Source organism: Sphingobacterium sp. WM (assembly GCF_029542465.1).
GTDB classification, from domain to species: domain Bacteria; phylum Bacteroidota; class Bacteroidia; order Sphingobacteriales; family Sphingobacteriaceae; genus Sphingobacterium; species Sphingobacterium cellulitidis.
In genome coordinates this window covers 540,769-560,627 of record NZ_CP120709.1, presented here as the reverse complement: position 1 = coordinate 560,627, position 19,859 = coordinate 540,769, and the positions used below count along the sequence as shown (strand labels likewise).

The 19,859-nt window shown below is 38.2% G+C and carries 17 protein-coding genes; 9 read left to right on the top strand and 8 right to left on the bottom strand.

Features of this window, described 5'->3' with window-relative positions; all coding sequences use genetic code 11:
- Window positions 1-15 precede the first annotated feature (15 nt).
- The 6 genes from PZ892_RS02450 to PZ892_RS02425 all read right to left on the bottom strand — a co-directional run bounded on the left by PZ892_RS02450 (window position 16) and on the right by PZ892_RS02425 (window position 6,361).
- Entirely contained in the window at window positions 16-444 is a 429-nt protein-coding gene (locus PZ892_RS02450) for a TonB family protein (RefSeq protein ID WP_182498040.1), read from the bottom strand.
- Window positions 445-502: 58 nt separating this feature from the next.
- The gene (locus PZ892_RS02445; RefSeq protein ID WP_308419445.1) at window positions 503-1,510 is read right to left on the bottom strand and encodes a hypothetical protein; all 1,008 of its coding nucleotides are present in this window, start codon (window positions 1,508-1,510) and stop codon (window positions 503-505) included.
- Between the two features lie 58 nt (window positions 1,511-1,568).
- Window positions 1,569-2,219, bottom strand: coding sequence for an alpha/beta hydrolase (locus tag PZ892_RS02440; protein ID WP_182498039.1), 651 nt, complete (start codon window positions 2,217-2,219; stop codon window positions 1,569-1,571).
- 18 nt (window positions 2,220-2,237) lie between these two features.
- Window positions 2,238-4,349 carry a type IA DNA topoisomerase gene (locus PZ892_RS02435; RefSeq protein WP_182498038.1) on the bottom strand — a complete coding sequence of 704 codons (2,112 nt, stop codon included), beginning with the start codon at window positions 4,347-4,349 and terminating at the stop codon, window positions 2,238-2,240.
- 69 nt (window positions 4,350-4,418) lie between these two features.
- Complete coding sequence (locus tag PZ892_RS02430) at window positions 4,419-5,765, bottom strand: deoxyguanosinetriphosphate triphosphohydrolase (protein WP_182498037.1); 1,347 nt, start codon at window positions 5,763-5,765, stop codon at window positions 4,419-4,421.
- Between the two features lie 122 nt (window positions 5,766-5,887).
- Window positions 5,888-6,361, bottom strand: coding sequence for a hypothetical protein (locus PZ892_RS02425; protein ID WP_094280240.1), 474 nt, complete (start codon window positions 6,359-6,361; stop codon window positions 5,888-5,890).
- Window positions 6,362-6,468: 107 nt separating this feature from the next.
- Here PZ892_RS02425 and PZ892_RS02420 point away from each other — a divergent pair, with 107 nt between their 5' ends.
- Window positions 6,469-7,527, top strand: coding sequence for an aldose epimerase family protein (locus PZ892_RS02420; RefSeq protein WP_182498036.1), 1,059 nt, complete (start codon window positions 6,469-6,471; stop codon window positions 7,525-7,527).
- A 133-nt stretch (window positions 7,528-7,660) separates the two neighbouring features.
- Here PZ892_RS02420 and argH read toward each other — a convergent pair whose 3' ends face one another.
- Window positions 7,661-8,992: an argininosuccinate lyase gene (argH, locus tag PZ892_RS02415; protein ID WP_182498035.1), complete on the bottom strand. Its 1,332-nt coding sequence runs from the start codon at window positions 8,990-8,992 to the stop codon at window positions 7,661-7,663.
- A gap of 936 nt (window positions 8,993-9,928) precedes the next feature.
- Here argH and rbfA point away from each other — a divergent pair.
- Genes rbfA through PZ892_RS02395 form a run of 4 tightly spaced genes read left to right on the top strand, consistent with a single transcriptional unit; the run spans window position 9,929 to window position 12,680 of the window.
- On the top strand, window positions 9,929-10,300 hold the full coding sequence (rbfA, locus tag PZ892_RS02410) for a 30S ribosome-binding factor RbfA (RefSeq protein WP_094255507.1): 372 nt from the start codon (window positions 9,929-9,931) through the stop codon (window positions 10,298-10,300).
- A 16-nt stretch (window positions 10,301-10,316) separates the two neighbouring features.
- Window positions 10,317-10,985 (top strand): leucyl/phenylalanyl-tRNA--protein transferase, encoded by a 669-nt coding sequence (gene aat, locus PZ892_RS02405; protein WP_182498034.1) that lies wholly within the window; start codon window positions 10,317-10,319, stop codon window positions 10,983-10,985.
- The gene (locus tag PZ892_RS02400) at window positions 10,963-12,042 is read left to right on the top strand and encodes an aminotransferase class V-fold PLP-dependent enzyme (protein WP_182498033.1); all 1,080 of its coding nucleotides are present in this window, start codon (window positions 10,963-10,965) and stop codon (window positions 12,040-12,042) included. Before aat ends, PZ892_RS02400 begins: the two co-directional genes overlap by 23 nt.
- A complete protein-coding gene (locus tag PZ892_RS02395; protein ID WP_182498032.1) occupies window positions 12,039-12,680 on the top strand; it encodes a hypothetical protein in 642 nt (213 codons plus the stop codon). Before PZ892_RS02400 ends, PZ892_RS02395 begins: the two co-directional genes overlap by 4 nt.
- 885 nt (window positions 12,681-13,565) lie before the next feature.
- Here the strand turns inward: PZ892_RS02395 and PZ892_RS02390 are convergent.
- Window positions 13,566-13,970, bottom strand: coding sequence for a hypothetical protein (locus PZ892_RS02390; protein ID WP_094280247.1), 405 nt, complete (start codon window positions 13,968-13,970; stop codon window positions 13,566-13,568).
- A gap of 333 nt (window positions 13,971-14,303) precedes the next feature.
- On the opposite strand from PZ892_RS02390, the gene hemA reads away from it, so the two are divergent.
- From hemA to asnS, 4 genes are all read left to right on the top strand, one after another.
- Window positions 14,304-15,545: a glutamyl-tRNA reductase gene (gene hemA, locus PZ892_RS02385; RefSeq protein ID WP_094255512.1), complete on the top strand. Its 1,242-nt coding sequence runs from the start codon at window positions 14,304-14,306 to the stop codon at window positions 15,543-15,545.
- A gap of 106 nt (window positions 15,546-15,651) precedes the next feature.
- Complete coding sequence (hemC, locus tag PZ892_RS02380; protein ID WP_182498031.1) at window positions 15,652-17,238, top strand: hydroxymethylbilane synthase; 1,587 nt, start codon at window positions 15,652-15,654, stop codon at window positions 17,236-17,238.
- 57 nt (window positions 17,239-17,295) lie between these two features.
- Window positions 17,296-18,267: a porphobilinogen synthase gene (hemB, locus tag PZ892_RS02375; RefSeq protein ID WP_182498030.1), complete on the top strand. Its 972-nt coding sequence runs from the start codon at window positions 17,296-17,298 to the stop codon at window positions 18,265-18,267.
- Between the two features lie 69 nt (window positions 18,268-18,336).
- Window positions 18,337-19,782 carry an asparagine--tRNA ligase gene (asnS, locus tag PZ892_RS02370; RefSeq protein ID WP_094255515.1) on the top strand — a complete coding sequence of 482 codons (1,446 nt, stop codon included), beginning with the start codon at window positions 18,337-18,339 and terminating at the stop codon, window positions 19,780-19,782.
- Window positions 19,783-19,859: the final 77 nt, after the last annotated feature.

Below are 19,859 nucleotides of genomic sequence, written 5' to 3'. Positions count from 1 at the left end.
TAGTTTTAGCTAAAATTAACTGCCATCTAAAACAGCGGTAATTGGTTGTCGGAATCGGGTTCTAACGGTTTTATCTCCTTTGATTGCGGGAATCCACTTTGGGGATCGCTTCATCACGCGCAAGGCTTCTTTGGCAAATGCAGGACTGATCTTGGATTTATTTAATATCTCCACATCACAGACTTCCCCGTCCTCACATACTGTAAATTCCATTACTGCAGTCTGCCGTAATCCAAACTCAGCATATTGAGCACTATCCATCTCTAGAATTGCCCGGTCAATATTGATTGTATTTGCTAAAAATCGCTGCCAGCCTCCTAACCCCCCAACAAATTGAGGAACTTTATCCACTTCCCGAACTATACTACTATCCTGTACAGGCTTCTCCTGCGCAAAAGTAGTCGAGCTAAAAAAAATCAATATGATTATGGCAAACCACCTCATAACATTCTACTAATCAACAGTATTAAGTTACGAAAATTTAAACGAATATGATTATATTTTACTTTGGAAGTTGAACCTCTGAAATAAATTCCCCATGCTCATCGCTTATGAAGGTCATCGGGTTTTCAGGGTCTTTAATAATCTCGAACAAGGTATAACCCCATGGTTTCCAAAAGTTCTCTAATACCTGTCCATAGGTCTTGACAACCCATTGATCAAAGATTGGCTTAAGTGTCCAATCATTCAATGGCATCGGCTCCACAAAAACCTTCTCCGGAACCTCCATATAAGTGTACTCTGGTAAACGGTTAAATAAATAGGCGGAATAAAAATAACGTGCACAGATTTCCTCAAACTGAATCGGATGCAATACCTTGCCCGCAACTTTATTCAATACCTCCTCATGATAGATCTGATGAACACCATTATCCTGCAAGGTTGCTATGATGGCAAAATCCTTCATACGAATGGAAAAAATCAAGGTGTTGATTTCATCTCGGTACATAAAGGTTTCAGGAGCACTATCAACAGGTAGGACTAGGATGGTAAATGGATTTTTATGCTCAAACTCCATCGTGCAAATCAAAGATTGCAACATAAAATGTAGGTTCTTAAATTTATGAACCAATGCCTGAGAAAAATTCAATGACTCTCCCGAAAGAAAAGCTTGTCTTATTCCTACTTGAATCTCATTGAAAACAACTCCATATAATATCTTTCCGACCCATTGAAACAAAGTCAATTGATCCAGATCTTTTACAGCAGTGTATCCAACTTGTACCGCATCCTCGACCTTTTGCTCTACCTCCGAAAATACAGCTGCTACTTCTGCTGAACAGGGTAATTGCAATTGTTTATAGGTTACTAAACTCTCATCCAACAATTTAAAAGGCTTATCCTCCAAATCAAAGGATCGCATCATCCAATCCGGAAAAACCTGGATTTTCTCATCCTCAGAGTTTAAGGATTTACCAGATAAAAAACAGGTCTTATTGTCAAATTGAAAATCCAAAAATGGATTATAGAGTTTATTTACCATAAGCTGCAAAGGTAATACAAAACTCATAGAAGGAAAACCATGCTTCTACAATTGACGACAACATGACTTTGATGGACAGATTTACTTATAACAAGAAATTTCGAATAGGATAATTCAACTCTTCGGCTTTATTCCAAACCATAAAATGACCGCCGCCTTTAATCCGAATGCTGTAATCCACATTTTGAATGGGAATCAAACGGTCTTTATCGCCATGAATCTGAAGACAATTGACTGGAACATGAGTATTTTCCCAGTTTACGATTTTATCGATGGCCCATTTCTGAAAATCCGGGTCTGAATCATTCAGCATGGTATCAAACAGAAACTGTTCCTCTTCTGATTTCAATCCAAAAAGCCAATATAAGATCTTGGAGTTCGCAAAATTGGCCGCAGCACCCGAGAATAATTTATGTAAGGATAGGAATTTGGATACCCCCAGAACTTTAGGTAATTCATCTTTTGTCTTCGCTGAAGAGATTAGGACAGTTTTTTTGAAATCATAATACTTGGAAAGCTCAGCAATACACATCCCTCCAAAGGATAACCCAAGGACATTGGATCCTTGTTTTGGCAATTGATAATGCTCTGCTAATCGGAATACATAACTTTCAAAGGCTTCCGAAGGTCTTGGTTTTAACCAATCCACGAAAACAACCTCCATTCCAGAAAAATCAAGTTTTTCGAAAACCCGACGGTCTGCCCCCAATCCAGTAAAAACATAGATAGTATCCATCTACCTAAGTTAACTAAATCAAGCAATATTTACCTTATTGTTTTCATATAGTAAAGCCGCCGAAATTACCTGCCCATCCTGCCCTTTTACTCCTTGTAAAACAGAGGTACGCCCTTTTTCCAGAAGGTTTTTCATTTCCTTCTCATCGAGGAAAACCCCATTTAAGGTCCGCCAGATTTTGAAATCGCAGCCTCGTGCATAATGATCGCACTGGGCAACCTTATCGTATAATTGAATGGATCCAGGTTTGCATTTTGGACATTTTATCTTCCCTTTTTGCAATGGCTTTAACTCTTCATGTGCAATCGCAACTCGCAACTGTAAAAGCTCCTTGGTGATTTTCGCCGTGTAATCCTTGATATGTTTCATAAACACATCATAACTCACTTTATTTTCGCGCATTTCCTCCAGCTTCTGCTCCCATTTTCCTGTCAAGGTCACTTTTGCAATGGAACGATCCTTCACGAGAAAATATACAGAAAGTCCCTTTTCGGTCGGGATTAATTTCTTTTTATCTCGTTTGATATAGTCCCTTTGAAATAAGGTTTCAATAGTCGCTGCACGAGTCGCCGGAGTTCCCAACCCACAATCCTTCATGGCTTGACGCATCTCATCATCCTCTATCTCCTTACCTGAAGTCTCCATCGCTTTTAACAAGGATGCCTCTGTATGGATGGGTCTCGCTTTTGTAAACCGCTCAGCCAATTCCAAGGTCAATACCTCCAAAAGCTCCTCAACAATCAACTTTGGTAACTGCGCATTTTCATTATCCTGATCATCCGTATTCTTATCTTCATCAGGCAACTCAACCTGGTCTGCCGATAATCGCCAACCATATTGTCTAATCACAGTACCCTTCGCAATCAATTCCACGCCCGCAGCATCAATCGTGACGGTCGTAATATCTTTCAGACAAACCTCAGAGAAGCTCTCTACCATCCTCTTGGCAATCATATTGTAGATATTCTGTTGGTCCATAGGCATAGGCCCTGGTTTCTCATCAGTGACCAGCAACGCATGGTGATCCGTTACTTTCTTATCATCTACCGAACGTTTGTTGAGCTTGGCACCAATCAAATTCTTACTAATTACAGCGATTTGTTCCTGCGCCGTATCCGCCAAATGTTGAAACAACTCCTCGATCTTCTCAAAAACATCTTCCCCAATATATCTGGAACCCGTACGCGGATAGGTTATTACTTTCTTTTCATATAAAGTCTGTGCAATACTCAGAGTTTGATCTGCGGAATAGCCATATTTCTTATTGGCATCTTGTTGCAAGGATGTCAAGTCAAACAGCAATGGTGGCTGCTCCTTGGTTTCCTTTGCTTCTACGTTTTTCACGGAAGCATTCATGCCCACCTGTAATTTGGCAACCGTTTCTTCCGCTACCTCCTTCTTATCAATCTTATTGGAAGTTGCTTTAAATTGAATTCCTTCTTTCTCAAATCCAGCTTGAATCTTATAAAATGCCTGCGGTTTGAAATCTTTATTCTCCAAATACCGGGAACAAATCATTGCTAAGGTAGGCGTCTGCACGCGTCCCAAAGACAATAAACCTCGGTTTCCTGCCGCTAATGTCAATGCTTGGGTAGCATTGATTCCAATCAGCCAATCAGATTCTGACCTGGAGCGTGCTGACATGTATAAACTATCATACTCAACCCCTTCTTTTAAATTGGCAAAACCTTCTTTTATCGCTTTATCCGTTTGTGAGGATATCCACAATCGTTTAAAAGGAACTTTAGAATTTAAATAATAATAGATATTCCTGAAGATCAATTCACCTTCCCGTCCAGCATCCGTCGCCACGATGATTTCTTCCGCATCATTCAATAAAGCTTTGATGGTATTCAATTGCTTCAATGCACCGGCATCATCCATCTGCTTCCCATCACGCTTCACCTTCTTCACCTCCAAAGAAAACTGTGTCGGTATGATCGGTAAATTGGAAACCGACCAATTATGAAAACCATAGGCTTGTGGTGTACATAATTGAACCAAATGCCCAAAGGCATAGGTAAAGGCAAATCCATTCCCCGAAATATACCCATCCTTCACTTCCTTAGCTCCCATGACCCTTGCCAAATCCCGCGCTACTGAAGGTTTCTCTGCTATTACTACTTTCATTCAATAATTTAATCCATCCCTATGATTAGGGATCATTTTATAATTTGTTCATCCGATAGCTTTGCCCTATTATTCCAAGGAAGCAATTGAAATTCCTTGAATTTTTCGGTAAAGCTCGACCGCATATACATCAGTCATGCCCGACACAAAATCAAGCACCGCCCGAATTTTGGAATAGGTATCTACTTTATCCGTATGAAACTGCTCTGGAATCATGGCTACCAACTTCTTGTCAAACATGGATTTATTCGACTTTAAATAGGCTGGAACAAATTCTTCCAACAAGGCATTCATGACCTTAAAACCAGCAATCTCAATCTGTACTACAGTTGGCGCATTATAAATCCGCGCAACCGAGATTTTGGAAATGATTTTCATCTGTTCCACAATTTCCGGATCTAAAGCATCCATCAATGGTTTCTCAAAGGTCCCCGATAGAAATTTATCCTCATTTTCCACAAATACCTTCGCACATGCCCAAATCAGTGTATTTATTGCTTTTGCTCGCAATAATGAAACCCGACTTGCAGTATCGGCCAAGGAATCCAATCGATCCCGTAAATCTTCACCGGCACATAATGGCAATAATAAATCCTCTACTTCCTGGTAGGAAAGAATTTTTAAATGGTGAGCATCTTCTAAATCAATAATATTATAACAGATATCATCTGCAGCCTCCACCAAATAAACCAATGGATGACGCAAATACCCCTTCGGATTGGAAGGGTCTGCCTGTAAGCCCAATTCTAATGCAATTTTTTCAAAACTTTCTTTCTCTGAATCAAAGTAACCGTATTTCTTTCTATGGTGCGAACCTTTGACATGGCCATCAATGGCGGCACATGGATACTTGACAATTGAAGCTAAACTCGTATAGGTCAACGCAAACCCTTTTGGGTCTTTACCATTAAAAGCGTGCGTCAAAATCCGCAATGCATTCGCATTACCTTCAAAATGAATCAGATCCTCCCACTGCTCCTTGCTGACCAATTCCTGGTATTTCTTCCCCTGCCCTTCTGTAAAAAAACTTGAAATGGCAGCTTCCCCAGAATGACCAAAAGCTGGATTTCCCAGATCATGGGACAAACATGCTGCAGAAACAATATTCCCAACCTCCTGTAGATAAGGCGCTTCCTCATCTATATTGGGGTGATTTTCCTTCAATAAATTGTAAAATAATCTACCCAAGGAACGACCTACCGAAGCAACCTCCAAACTATGTGTCAATCGGTTATGAACAAAGACTGCTCCCGGCAATGGAAATACCTGGGTTTTATTCTGAAGTCTTCGAAATGGGGATGAAAATATCAAACGGTCATAATCGCGTTGAAACTCAGAACGCGCATCAAATTGCTCATTATTCTCACGACTTTCATAGCCCCAACGCCTAGCCGATATCAGTTGTTTCCAATTCATGTAAAATCTCAGATTTTGATTGACAAATATACCATTTTAAAATTTCAAGCCTCCCCTGAAAAATGGAATCGCCATCAAATTCTAACTCAACATTTTGCAAATCAAAGGTTGATTGAAAAAAATTATTCTTCTTCAGTATTCGACTTCTTGTAGATCATTCCGACCACTAAATTCAACACATAAAGTAACTGAAGGAAAACCATCAATAAAAAGGTTCCAACATAGAACTGTTGAATCTTTATTATTCGTTCTGCCTGTTCCGCATTGGGTAAACGGCTTGACACATCGGCTTCAAAATTCCCAAAATATACCCGCTCCACAAATCCCCAGGTCCAAACATTCACAATCAAACAGATAAAACTAATTAAATGCATGATGCTCCAAGTTTTTGAATATAACTTCTGTTCTGTAAAATAATATAAACCGGAAAAAATTAATCCGAGTAGACCTAAAAATTTAAATAGGGAAATGGAAGATAGTACGTAATATGTATCATAAAGGTTAATCGTAATGGAAGAATCTTTGGAAGGAACAAATACTGCAAAGGCAAGAACCAGAACACCTGCAACAAAAAAAAGCAAAGAAATCTTGAACATGACGATTGATTTTAAACAAAATAATAAAATCCTTGCGATTATTAAAATGATAGTTCTTTGGAACGAATCCCTTTATTATTATCTTTAGCAGAAGCAACAAAAACAGAATGACGACTTATAAACTACCTCACCCTAAGGACTTTGAAAGCAAACTGCATGGTAAAAACACCCATCTGATAACGCTCACAAATCGTGCTGGAATGCAAATCGCATTAACAGATTACGGTGCTAGGCTCGTAAGTGCGCTTGTTCCTGATAAAAATGGAAACTTAATTGATGTAGTTCTCGGCTTTAATAGTATCCAAGGTTATCTGGAAGCGAAAGAAGTTTATCATGGTGCATCAATCGGTCGATTCTGTAACCGCATCGCCAATGGAAAATTCGCCCTGGATGGTAAAGAATATAGCTTGGATCAAAACAATGGGACTAACTGCTTGCATGGTGGTGCAACTGGTTTTCATACCCGAGTATGGGATAGACAAGTCAGCTTTAATAAGCAGGTCGACTTCTATTATGTTTCTCCTGATGGCGAAGAAGGATTTCCTGGAGAATTGAAAACAACGGTATCGTATGAATTGAATAATGAAAATGAAATCATCATCAAATTCAGGGCTACCACAAACGCTCCAACAGTGGTCAACTTTACCAATCATGCCTATTTTAACTTGAATGGAGAAGGAAATGGCGATGTATTAAATCATGTGGTATGGATCAATACGGATGAATTTCTCCCATTGAATGAAAATCAAATCCCTACTGGCGATTTATATCCTGTGGAAGGCACAGCATTTGACTTCAGAACCCCTAAAGTGCTAGCAACTGAAATCAATAGCCCTGAAGAACAGATTCAAATTGCTAATGGTTATGACCATAGTTTCGCCAATAAACAACCCATCAGCGAACCTATCGCTTCAGCATATTCTAAAGAATCTGGAATTGAACTTCAAGTATTCAGTACTGAACCAAGCATCCACTTATATACTGGAAATTTCCTGCATGAAGATGAAGGTAAATCCGGCAGAAAATACTTACGCTATGGCGGACTTTGCTTTGAAGCACAACATTATCCTGATAGTCCCAATCAAGAAAAATTCCCAAGCGTTAGACTAAATCCGAATGAAGTTTTTGAAAGTGAAATTAGATATAAATTTAATATCAAGAAATAGAAAAAAATAACAATTCAGCTTAGACCGAATCTTTTAGGCAGGTCTTGAGTTTATGCTGGATATGCATAAAAAAGAAAGCAGGCCATTGAGATAATCCCAATGGCCTGCTTTCTTTTACTTATATCTATAAAGGCTAGTTCAAAAGACTCTCCAAAGCTTGATCTACTTTTTCAAACCCGAATTCAGCTTTTACGGTCTTAAACATTCTTTCAATTTGATCATTGCACAAGTTGCCGATACTTCCCTCATGGGTATGGTTGACTTCTTTTGCTGGTTGGAATTTTCCCTCTTCAATATCAATTCCGATTTTACGATAGGCTTCACGGAATGGAACACCATTCAACACCTCATTGTTCACCACTTCTACAGAGAACAAGTAATCGTATTTAGGGTCATCCAAGATATTATCCTTGATACTAATATTCTCCAACATATACTTCGCAATGGCCAGGCAATCATTTAGGGATTGGAAAGCTGGAAACAAGTTCTCTTTTAGTAATTGTAAATCCCGATGATATCCTACCGGAAGATTGGTCGTCATCAAGGCAATTTCATTTGGCAATGCTTGAATTTTATTGCAACGGGAACGAATCAATTCGAATACATCCGGGTTTTTCTTATGCGGCATAATGGAAGACCCTGTGGTCAAATGCGCCGGAAAGGAAATAAACCCAAAATTCTGATTGATAAACAAGGTGACATCCATGGCAAATTTCGCTAAGGTAGCAGCAATGGAACTCATCGCTTGTGCCAGGATACGTTCGGTTTTCCCTCTTCCCATTTGGGCATAAACTACATTATAGTTTAGATCTTCAAAACCTAATAATTCTGTCGTCATTGTTCTGTTCAAGGGAAAAGATGAACCATAGCCTGCTGCGGAACCCAATGGATTTTTATTGCATACATTCCATGCCGCTTTCAATAACTGAAGATCATCCACCAAGCTTTCTGCATATGCACCAAACCACAAGCCAAACGATGAAGGCATGGCGATCTGCAAATGGGTATAACCCGGCATTAATACAGATTTATATTGATTGCTTAAGGAAATAAGCTCCTGAAATAATTCCTCGGTATTCTTAAAGATGCTTTCGATCTCAGATCTGAAATATAATTTCAAATCCACCAATACTTGGTCATTTCTAGATCGACCGGAATGAATTTTCTTTCCTGCTTCGCCGATACGCTCGGTAAGCATCATTTCTACTTGCGAGTGTACATCTTCAACAGAATCTTCAATCTTGAAATTCCCTGCCAAGATTTCTCTATAAATATTCTTGAGTTCTTTTTGTACATCCAACAAATCCTGATCGGTCATTAATCCAATGCTATTCAACATTTTGGTATGCGCCAATGAACCCAACACATCGGCTGCTGCCAGGTTCATATCCATTTCTCGGTCTTGTCCGACGGTAAAAGTCTCAACAAAGGAATCTACATCAATATTTTTTTGCCAAATTTTCATCTTCAAAATCTTGTCGAACAAAAGTACCAATATCTACGCAATATGCAAGAACAGCATTCCTCTTCATTTTTTTTCTTATCAAGAAGAATTAGCCAATCTTTCCAAAAAATAAAAAGCGTCATGCAAACACTTAATATTTTTTTCAAAGCAAATTCCACCCTTAAAATGATGGAAAATGATTAATTTTTCATCAAGTTTTTAAAAATAAATTTTAAACTAGCTTAACTTTTTAAATGTTAAAAAATGTTAATGCTTTTCCGTTTTAGCACACCTTTAATGTACATTTTCCTACTTAACATTCAAGAGGATAAGGGATAGCAAATATTAAATTGTAATAAACTTTTAATAAAGGAATAGGCAATTTCAAAGAGTTTTACAATTAAGTAATCACTTACTTTTTTTTAAAAAACATCTTGTGACAACGTAATTAAAGCTCTATGTTTGTGATGTAAAGGGGAATGAAAGATATTAAAAGTGAGTTTACACTTACGCTTAATAGCCAACTACAAATTACTAAAACATGATAGACCGGAAAGTCTTAAAACTTTGAAAGAATTATTCTATCCAATTATAAACTAATTTTGATTAAAGACTTGTCACCATGCCCACGACAAGTCTTTTTTTTATGTCTAAATTTTCAATTCGCATTCATTTTTTCATAGATCCAATCTCATACCAAGTTTTGTATTGGCTCGGACTTTCTTCGGACCTTGTTCGAATTTTCCCGACCAAGGTCCGAAGAAGGTCCGAAGAAAGTCCGATAAAAATGCGGTAAAAGGACCAACTTGTTTGAAATTTAAAGTGAGTGAATATGCAATTAAGCCCTTCTACTCTTTTCAATTAACAGCAGATGCTTGATAATCCCATTAGTTCAATGAAAACCTGTATATTTGTATCAAGGAAAAGCAATACAGCTTTCCCAATACAGATTAGAAGATGGGAACAGAAAGTAAAAGACAACAACGATTTGCTGGAGTAATACAACAAGATCTTGCAGAAATGTTTCAACGTGAGGGCAATTCTTGGGCTCCCGGTGCTTTTATTACCGTTACCAGGGTACGTGTCACTCCGGATTTAGCAATCGCTAGAGTTTATTTGAGTTTTTTAAATACCAAAACTGCAAAAGCAGATATCGATAACATTAAATCAAAATCTAATGAAATTCGGTATAAACTAGGAACACGTATTAAAAATCAAGCCCGCATTGTCCCTCAATTGGAATTCTTCTTAGATGACACCAATGAATACGTGGAACATATGGATAAGATTTTTGACGAAATCAGCAAAGAACCTAGACAACCGGAATAGGTAAGTTCAGAATATCATGCCCTATTTATTGGATGAAAACAAATTGGTTTTCCCCCATCCATCCCTAGCGGATGAAGATGGTTTATTAGCAATCGGAGCCGATTTACAGCTTGAACGCCTCCTATTGGCTTATGAAAATGGTATTTTCCCTTGGTACAATGAGGAAAATCCTATTCTATGGTTCGCCCCTTTGGAAAGATTCGTTTTAGTACCCAATAAAATCAAACTTTCTAAAAGCATGAAGCAGATCATGAAATCCAATAAATTCAAGATTACAATTGATCAGGATTTCAAATCTGTCATTGAAAATTGTGCGAGTATGCCAAGGAAAGATCAGGACGGGACATGGATTATTGCAGATATGCAGGAAGCCTATATCCGATTACATGAGGCTGGATATGCGCATAGTATCGAGGTTTGGCAGGATCAAAAATTAGTTGGTGGACTTTATGGAGTGCAAGTTGGCAAAGTATTTTGTGGAGAAAGCATGTTTTCCATGGTCTCCAATGCTTCCAAAATTGCCTTGATCTACTTAGCTCAGAATTTTGGATTATCCTTAATTGATTGCCAGATTCCTTCGGATCACCTCAGCAGCATGGGAGCAGAAACCATCAGCCAGTCCGAATATTTAACGATTCTTCATAATCAAGAAATATTGCCCTATGAATTTCAAAGAACACTTTAATCTACCCGATGACCTGATTTATCTCAATACCCCTGGCAATGGGTTATTGCCAAAGGAAACTTTGGCCTGGAGACAAAAATGGGAACAAGACTTTTTTGAAATCAAATCGAACCTAAGGGATGAGCAACCTGAATTCATTTATTCTGTCAAGGAAACAGTAGCCGATTTCTTTCATTCGAAACCGGAAAACACCTACCTGACTCCTAATTTTTCTTTTGCCTTCGCAACCTTACTGGATTTACTTCCTGAGCAGCTTACCTATTTGGTATTGGAAGATGAATATCCATCTCTGCAATACCCTTTAGTCAACAGAAAATTAAAATTCTTCTCGATTCCAGTATCTGCCAAGCTGGAGGAAACCATATTAAATGGAATTGAGCAGCATAAACCAGATGTATTGGTTCTTAGTTTGGTTCAATATATTTCAGGCTTAATGATAGATCTTGATTTTATCAAGAACCTTAAAAAGAGTCACCCGAACCTATTGATCATAGCTGATGGTACCCAATACTTGGGTGTGGCGCCATTTGATTTTCAGGAATCAGGCATCGATGCACTTGCTGGATCGGGTTATAAATGGTTGCTATCAGGCTTTGGAAATGGATTTATCCTCTTAAGTGATCAATTGAAATTGATGCTTGAGGATCTGAAATCTGATGTTCCATTACCTCAGGTGGCCATGTGGAAAAATAAGAAAATATTGGATACCTTCTTCGAGCCTGGCCATCAGGATACTTTAAGTCATGGTACTTTACAAAGCAGCTTGCGTTTTCTAAAAAAGCAAGGTCTACAAAACATTCAGGACCATATCAAAGTTTTATCGGATGAGGCCTATAAGCTCTTGTTGGAAAGGGATTTGATTTTACCATATATTGCTGAAAGAAACATTAGATCATCATTGATCAATGTTCAGATTCCGCAGGAACTTTATCCTAACCTCATGAATATGGGAATCAAATGTTTTCCTCGGGGAACAGGAATACGAATTGGAATACACCTTTATAATGATTTAAAGGATATCCATAATTTTGTGAATATTATTGAAAGCTTACGATGAATTATAAAATAGGAGATTTAGTTAGATTCGTGGATGAACCTATCGAGGGTCATATCACGGCATTCTTAAAAAATGGATTAGTTGGTGTCACAGACGATACAGGTTTTGAAATCCCTGTGATGCAGGATAAAATCACCTTGGTCCATGGAAATATGCGGATGGAAGAGGATGAGGAACCAACAACCGTTGTTCAAACCGGAAAATTCATTGAGAAAGGCATTTTTCTAGCCTTAACCGGCGAACAGAAGGATGGATTGGTAAAGTTTTTCATCGTCAATGAAACGTCCTTCGAATTAATGGTTACCGTTTCTGAGTCTGTCGGAAATAAAAGAACTGGAATTTTCGCCAATATTGTTCCTGCTAGAGAGTACAACCAAATTTATACCGGTAATTTTTCTGCAATCAACAAATGGCCGAATTTGGAATTTCAGATCCTTAGAACTTCACGCAGACAGCATAATGCTTTTCCGCCAATCGAAAAGACCCTGAAAGTAAAACCGCTAGACCTGATAAATTCCAAGGAAAATTCAGAGGTGCTGCCAGAGAAAGCATGGTTATTTGAATTGGATAAGGTGGAAGAGAATATTGGTTTAGATAAATTAAAACAGCATTTTATTTCGCATAGACCGGGGAGGTAGTGGTAATAGAATTTAGATATGAGATGTGCGAGGTAGATTTGAGATATGAGATGTGAGATTTGAGATAGTCATCGGCTACTAGGCGGAGACGAAGCGAGAGAAACATAAACGGAGAAAAGAACCCCATCGGGGTGACATATTTGTAGCAAGAATCATTTACCAAGGACAGCCCCAGCGGGGCGGCATGTTTGTAGCAAGAATCATTTACCAAGGTACAGCCCCATCGGGGCGGCATATTTGTAGCAAGAATCATTTACCAAGGACAGCCCCAGCGGGGTGACATATTTGTAGCAAGAATCATTTACCAAGATACAGCCCCATCGGGGCGGCATATTTGTAGCAAGAATCATTTACCATGGTACAGCCCCATCGGGGCGGCATGTTTGTAGCAAGAATCATTTACCAAGATACAGCCCCAGAGGGGCGGCATGTTTGTAGCAAGAATCATTTACCAAGATACAGCCCCAGAGGGGCGGCATGTTTGTTAAAATATCGCATAAAATAGATTCCGCATCTTCGATGCGGAATGACAATCACAATATTAAATAGGTTGAGGTAAAAAAAGATTCTTCGGCAAAGCCGAAGAATCTTTTTTTACCTCAACCCAAACACAATTTTTCTGTCATTCTGAGCGCAGCGAAGAATCCATTTTTGTTCAGCCAATACGTAGGAGCGTATCGCATACGCCCTCCTTCTAAAATCCTTTTCAAAAATACGATAGCGAATCAGAACCCCAGAGGGGTTCAATATTAGTAACACAGATAATTAAAAGATAAATAGCCCTCGCCCCATGCAATCGCTTAAGCGATTGCATGGGGCGAGGGCTTATTCCGTAAAAACATTCTTCTACTAATATTAAACTCCTCTGGAGTTTTTACTTACGCTTTATCCCTCTATCTTCTTATCTCTTTTTCCTACTGAAAATAATATCAATAATGCACCAAATAACAGCACTGCCCAACCCCATTTTATATTTAGGGTTTTCGATAGCAGTCCATCGATAAGTTTAAATCCTAGATAATTATTGATTTGAAAGAAAACCAGAATAAATGCAATAACGATCCAAGCAATCAATACCAAAGCCGAAATGCGAAAAGCACTTAATTTTCGCATAAAGAATAAGAGAACAGACAGTCCCAACAAACCATTAGTGATCATAAATAAGGCGGTATCAACCTGATAAAGATTCCAATTAGCCTGCAACGGAACTTTGAGGAAAGGGCAGAAAATTGCAGAAAAAAAGACTACAAAAAAACCTATTAAGGCAAGTGGTTTATTTAAACTTCTCATGACGTGAATTATATATCAAAGATGAGCATTTGAGCGGAAATAGAAAAGCTAATAATAGGATTTAAAGCATTTAAAGAGGGAAATCAGGTTCGGTTTTGGGGAATTGGGTATTCAGAAACTGTAATTAATGTCATTTATTGTGTGATGAAGAAATGATTGTCATCACAAATTTTCGACAATCCCCTTTGTATAAGCCTTTATAACAGCGTTTTAACATTATTTTAACACTATTTATAATCGTTCTAAATTCACTGTATTGACACATTTTTGACAATATCAACGTGCTTTTAATCTACATTTGCAGTACAAAATTATTGGAGAAATAATTAGGCTTTGAAGAATTTAAAAGTTATAGCGTTTACCCATAAACATGTTGATCTAAAGGATTTGGGGAATTTGGTGATATGCAATGAAGAATTGGATAGCCGCCTTATTAACTTAAAAAACAATTTAGACATTCCTGAAATATTCTACATCGGTACATGTAACCGGGTGGAATTTGTATTTTATGGTTCGCATGAGTTGAACGATGATTTTGTAGTCCAATTTTTGGACAGCATGAATTTTTGTGTTCCAGCGGAGCGTATGCAATGCTATTTGGGACAAGTAAACAGATATTCAGGTCTTGATGCATTAAATCATTTATTCCGCACTTCCTGCTCGATGGAGAGTTTGGTGGTTGGGGAGAAAGAAATCCTGGCACAGATTCGTCGTGCCTACGATCGTTGTAAGGCGGCTGGATTTACCGGAGATTTCTTAAGATTAATGATGGACCGATTAGTAAAAACTGCCAAAGAAGTCTATACCTTCACGAATATTTCTAGAAATCCAATTTCGGTTGTTTCCCTGGCATACCGTAAATTACGTGAAGTAAAATTAAAGGATAACCCAAGAATTCTAGTGATAGGATCGGGTGAGACCAACCAAAATTTAGCAAAGTATCTTAAGAAGCATAAATACAGTAATTTTACGATTTTCAACCGTACGGTTGCCAATGCGCAGGCCTTAGCTGAGGAATTACAAGCGCAGGTTTATCCGTTGAGTGAATTGAAAAATTACAAGAAGGGTTTTGATATGATGATCACTTGTACTGGTGCTCCGGAAGCGATTATTCATGAGGATTTATATGAATCTTTATTGAATGGCGAGGATGACAAGAAGGTGATTGTAGACTTAGCTATTCCAAACGATATTGATGCCGCTGTGATTGCCAAACACCCAATTCACTATATTGAGGTGAGCAGCTTGCAACAAATTGCTGAGAAAAATATTCAAGAGCGTTATGCTGAGTTAGAAAATGCAGAAAAAATCATTGAGCAGAACATTAAGGAATTTTTACCATTATTGAAACAACGTCGTGTCGAGGTTGCCATGAAGGAGGTTCCGGAGAAGATCAAAGAAATCAAAGCGATGGCTTTATCGGAAGTGTTTGCAAATGAGGTTGAACAATTAGATCCCCAAGCTCGCGAAGTATTGAACAAGGTGATTAACTATATGGAGAAGAAATACATCAAAGTTCCTATGGTTATGGCGAAAGAGATCTTGGTAAAATCTGCCGAATCAGAAAGTAATTAATATTAAATTTTCTTAAAAATATTCTGATTCTGACATTAAATCATCAGAATTAAGAGGCTATTTCCTTAAATTTGCCTCCGGAATATTCATTTGTAAATCTTTGAACGTGAACAGAAAACTAATTATCGGTACCCGAGGAAGTGAATTAGCATTATGGCAAGCCAACTTTGTTAAGGATCGATTAGCCGAAATATCAATAGAAGCTGAATTAAAAATCATCAAGACCCAAGGGGATATTGTTCAACACCTACGTTTGGACAAGTTGGAAGGTAAAGGCTTTTTCACCAAGGAATTGGAAGAAGAATTATTATCAGGTCAAATTGATTTAGCGGTTCATTCACACAAGGATTTACCTACTGTAAATCCGCCGGGATTAATCATTGCTGCAGTATCTGAGCGTGAAGATCCCTCCGAACTATTAATTATTCATAAGGACTGCGTCGATATTACAAAACGTCTTTCCTTAAAACATAATGCCACAGTTGGTACCTCTTCTAACAGAAGAAAAGCCCAATTGCTATCCCTTCGTCCAGATCTGGAATTTGATGACCTTCGTGGGAATCTACAGACTCGCGTACAGAAATTACGCGATGATAAATACGATGCTATTGTATTGGCAAAAGCTGGTATTTCAAGGATCAACATGGACCTTTCGGACTTTCATCTTGAGGAAATTGCTCCTGTAGAGGTAGTTCCAGCACCTGCACAAGGTGTATTGGCGATTCAAATCCGTGAATCGGATAAAGAGTTATTTGATGTATTACAGCAAATCCACGATAAAGAAGTAGCAGAAGCTATTTCAGTGGAACGTAAAGTATTGAACTTATTTGATGCCGGTTGTCATGCTCCACTAGGAAGCTATTGCCGCAAGAAAGATGGCGTATTTCAATCTTGGACTTCGATTGCTGACACGAATGAGGACTTTCCTGATCGTCTATTCCTAGAGTCAAATACCGTGGAAGGTATGGCAGACAAAATCTTTTCAAAATATAAGAAAGACAGAAAGCTTCCATCTTCGGTTTTTATCACGCGTGATCTTGCTGAAAACTCTTATTTAGCACGTTTCTTAAAGAAACATGATATCCAGGTGGATGCACGTTCATTAATTCGCATTTTCCCAACCATCAATAAATTGGATTCTTTTATTCTTAAAAGAGCGGACTGGATTTTCTTCAATTCAAAGAATGCCATTGAGCATTTCTTTAAATTAGAGCCTTGGATTTTAAAGAAAACCAAAATTGGAGTTCTTGGAAGAGGTTCGGAAGACACCTTACGTAAGTTCAATCGTGTTGCAGACTTTTCTGGAGACGATTTAGGTATTGATACTGAAGGAATTGCGCAAGAATTTGCGAAAATGGTTGATGGTCAAACGGTCTTGATTCCACGTGCTGAGGGTTCATTACAAACCATTCAAAAAGCATTGACGGAGAATACGAAGGTAATTGATATGCCAATCTATGAGACGGTCATCGAGGAAGAAGTTGACAAGAGCAATGCCGAGGTATTAATTTTCACGAGCCCAAGTAATGTAGAGGCTTATTTTCGTGAGAATTTAGCAGAACCAGATCAAAAGATTATTTGTATTGGTCATTCTACGGCCAAAGCCATTGATGCCCTTGGATTAAAATATACACTTCCCTATACCCCAGATGAAATAGGTTTGGCAGAAGCTGTATTTGGATTAGATTATTAATAAACATATTGTAAAGGGGGATAATTCCCCCTTTACTCTTACATAAAAATTAAAAACATGTTACACCGTCCTAGAAGAAACAGAAAATCAGCAGTAATCCGCGATATGGTTCAAGAGAACCATGTATTTGCATCGAATTTGATTTTCCCTTTGTTTATTGTAGATGGAGACAACCAAAAAGTTGAAGTATCCTCCATGCCAGGTATCTACCGTTATTCGATTGATAATTTATTACGCGAGGTAGAGAGCTGTATGAATTTAGGATTAAAGGCATTCGACTTATTCCCTGCTGTTGAAGAGTCCTTGAAGGACAAATATGCAACTGAAAGTTACCGTGAAGGAACTTTATACTTGAGAGCTATTGAAGCGGTGAAGAAGAACTTCCCAGAGGCTTGTGTTGTTACAGATGTGGCAATGGATCCGTACAGTTCAGATGGTCACGATGGAATTGTTGAGAATGGTGAAATTCTAAACGATGAGACCTTGGAGGTATTAGGAAAAATGGCTTTGGCACATGCACAGAATGGCGCCGATATTATTGCACCTTCCGATATGATGGATGGTAGAATTGGCTATTTGCGTACTATATTGGACGAGAATGGTTTCAGCAATGTATCCTTAATGTCCTATACTGCGAAATATGCATCTGCGTATTATGGTCCATTCCGTGATGCCTTAGGGTCAGCACCGAAAAAAGGAGATAAGAAATCTTATCAGATGAATCCCGCAAATAGTAAAGAAGCACTAATTGAGGCTCAGTTAGATACCCAAGAAGGTGCGGATTTTCTAATGGTAAAACCAGGATTACCGTATTTAGATGTTATTAAATTATTAAGTGATAATTTCGATTTACCAATTGCAGCATATAATGTATCGGGAGAATACGCGATGTTAAAAGCAGCGATTGCCAATGGTTGGTTAAGTGAGCAGGTAATTTTAGAAACCTTAATGAGTTTCAAAAGAGCTGGTGCGACATCAATTTTGACCTACCATGCGAAAGAAGTTATTGAAAAAGGCTGGGTAAAATAGCCCATAAATCAATTATTTGGCTATTTTTGTAAGCCTAAATGGCGACCATATTTATATTTTTTCTACAAAATGGAACATACACGAATTAAAGAATTATTAAAATCAGAGGATTTCGGCAAAGAAGTTATTGTAAAAGGATGGGTTCGTACCTTCCGTAATAATCAATTTATAGCTATCAATGACGGGTCTACTATCAATAATATTCAGGCGGTCATTGATTTTGAGAATACTTCGGATGCGATTTTGAAAAGAATCACGACGGGTGCTGCTGTACGTGTAAAAGGAAATTTGGTAGAATCCATGGGTAAAGGGCAAAAAGTTGAGATCAAGGCGACTGATGTTTCAATCATTGGCGATTCAGACCCTGAGAAATACCCATTGCAACCTAAGAAACATAGTTTGGAATTTCTTCGTGAGATTGCACATCTACGTTTCCGTACGGGTACTTTCAATGCAATTTTCAAAGTTCGTAATGCATTGGCTTTTGCGGTGAATAAATTTTTCCAGGAACGTGACTTCGTCTACATGCATACCCCTATCATTACAGGTTCGGATGCAGAAGGAGCTGGAGAGATGTTCCGTGTAACGACTTTAGACTTAAACAATATCCCGAGAACTGAAAATGGAGAGATTGATTTCAAAGAAGACTTCTTTGGAAAATCAACCAATCTTACCGTTTCTGGTCAGTTGGAAGGTGAATTAGCGGCATTAGCATTTGGAAACATCTATACTTTCGGACCTACTTTTAGAGCTGAAAACTCCAATACAACACGTCACTTAGCAGAATTCTGGATGATTGAGCCAGAGATGGCTTTCTATGAATTAGAAGATAACATGGACTTGGCTGAGGATTTATTGAAATATGTAATCCGTTACGCATTGGAGCAATGTCCTGAAGAAATTGAATTCCTAAACAATCGTTTATTGGAAGAAGAGAAATCTAAACCACAAAACGAACGTTCTGAATTAAACCTGATCGAAAAGTTAAACTTCGTCATCAACAATGATTTCGAGCGTGTAACTTATACAGAGGCTATCGAAATTTTATTGAGAAGCAAGCCTAATCAAAAGAAACAATTCAAATATCTGATTGAGAATTGGGGAGCTGATTTACAATCCGAGCATGAGCGTTTCTTGGTTGAAAAGCATTTCAAAAAACCAGTAATCTTAACAGACTATCCAAGAGAGATCAAATCATTCTACATGAAACAGAATCCAGTGGATGCGAATGGAAGACAAACTGTTCGTGCGATGGATATCTTATTCCCAGGAATTGGAGAAATGGTTGGAGGATCACAACGTGAGGAAAACCTAGAAAAACTAATCACCAGAATGGGTGAAGTAGGCATTCCTACTGAAGAGATGGAATGGTTCTTAGATACACGTCGTTTTGGCTCAGTGCCGCATTCAGGATTTGGAGTAGGATTTGAGCGATTGGTATTATTTACGACAGGTATGACCAATATCCGCGATGTAATTCCTTTCCCAAGGACCCCAAACAACGCAGAATTTTAGAAATAATTCAAAATATAAAAAACCGTCAAAACAAACATTATTTTGACGGTTTTTGTTTATTATGTAATATTGACAAC

Excerpts from the sequence above, each read along its gene's own strand:
- PZ892_RS02450 (WP_182498040.1), bottom strand. The coding sequence starts at position 444 with ATGAGGTGGTTTGCCATAATCATATTGATTTTTTTTAGCTCGACTACT.
- PZ892_RS02445 (WP_308419445.1), bottom strand. The coding sequence starts at position 1,510 with ATGAGTTTTGTATTACCTTTGCAGCTTATGGTAAATAAACTCTATAAT.
- PZ892_RS02440 (WP_182498039.1), bottom strand. The coding sequence starts at position 2,219 with ATGGATACTATCTATGTTTTTACTGGATTGGGGGCAGACCGTCGGGTT.
- PZ892_RS02435 (WP_182498038.1), bottom strand. The coding sequence starts at position 4,349 with ATGAAAGTAGTAATAGCAGAGAAACCTTCAGTAGCGCGGGATTTGGCA.
- PZ892_RS02430 (WP_182498037.1), bottom strand. The coding sequence starts at position 5,765 with ATGAATTGGAAACAACTGATATCGGCTAGGCGTTGGGGCTATGAAAGT.
- PZ892_RS02425 (WP_094280240.1), bottom strand. The coding sequence starts at position 6,361 with ATGTTCAAGATTTCTTTGCTTTTTTTTGTTGCAGGTGTTCTGGTTCTT.
- PZ892_RS02420 (WP_182498036.1), top strand. The coding sequence starts at position 6,469 with ATGACGACTTATAAACTACCTCACCCTAAGGACTTTGAAAGCAAACTG.
- argH (WP_182498035.1), bottom strand. The coding sequence starts at position 8,992 with ATGAAAATTTGGCAAAAAAATATTGATGTAGATTCCTTTGTTGAGACT.
- rbfA (WP_094255507.1), top strand. The coding sequence starts at position 9,929 with ATGGGAACAGAAAGTAAAAGACAACAACGATTTGCTGGAGTAATACAA.
- aat (WP_182498034.1), top strand. The coding sequence starts at position 10,317 with ATGCCCTATTTATTGGATGAAAACAAATTGGTTTTCCCCCATCCATCC.
- PZ892_RS02400 (WP_182498033.1), top strand. The coding sequence starts at position 10,963 with ATGAATTTCAAAGAACACTTTAATCTACCCGATGACCTGATTTATCTC.
- PZ892_RS02395 (WP_182498032.1), top strand. The coding sequence starts at position 12,039 with ATGAATTATAAAATAGGAGATTTAGTTAGATTCGTGGATGAACCTATC.
- PZ892_RS02390 (WP_094280247.1), bottom strand. The coding sequence starts at position 13,970 with ATGAGAAGTTTAAATAAACCACTTGCCTTAATAGGTTTTTTTGTAGTC.
- hemB (WP_182498030.1), top strand. The coding sequence starts at position 17,296 with ATGTTACACCGTCCTAGAAGAAACAGAAAATCAGCAGTAATCCGCGAT.
- asnS (WP_094255515.1), top strand. The coding sequence starts at position 18,337 with ATGGAACATACACGAATTAAAGAATTATTAAAATCAGAGGATTTCGGC.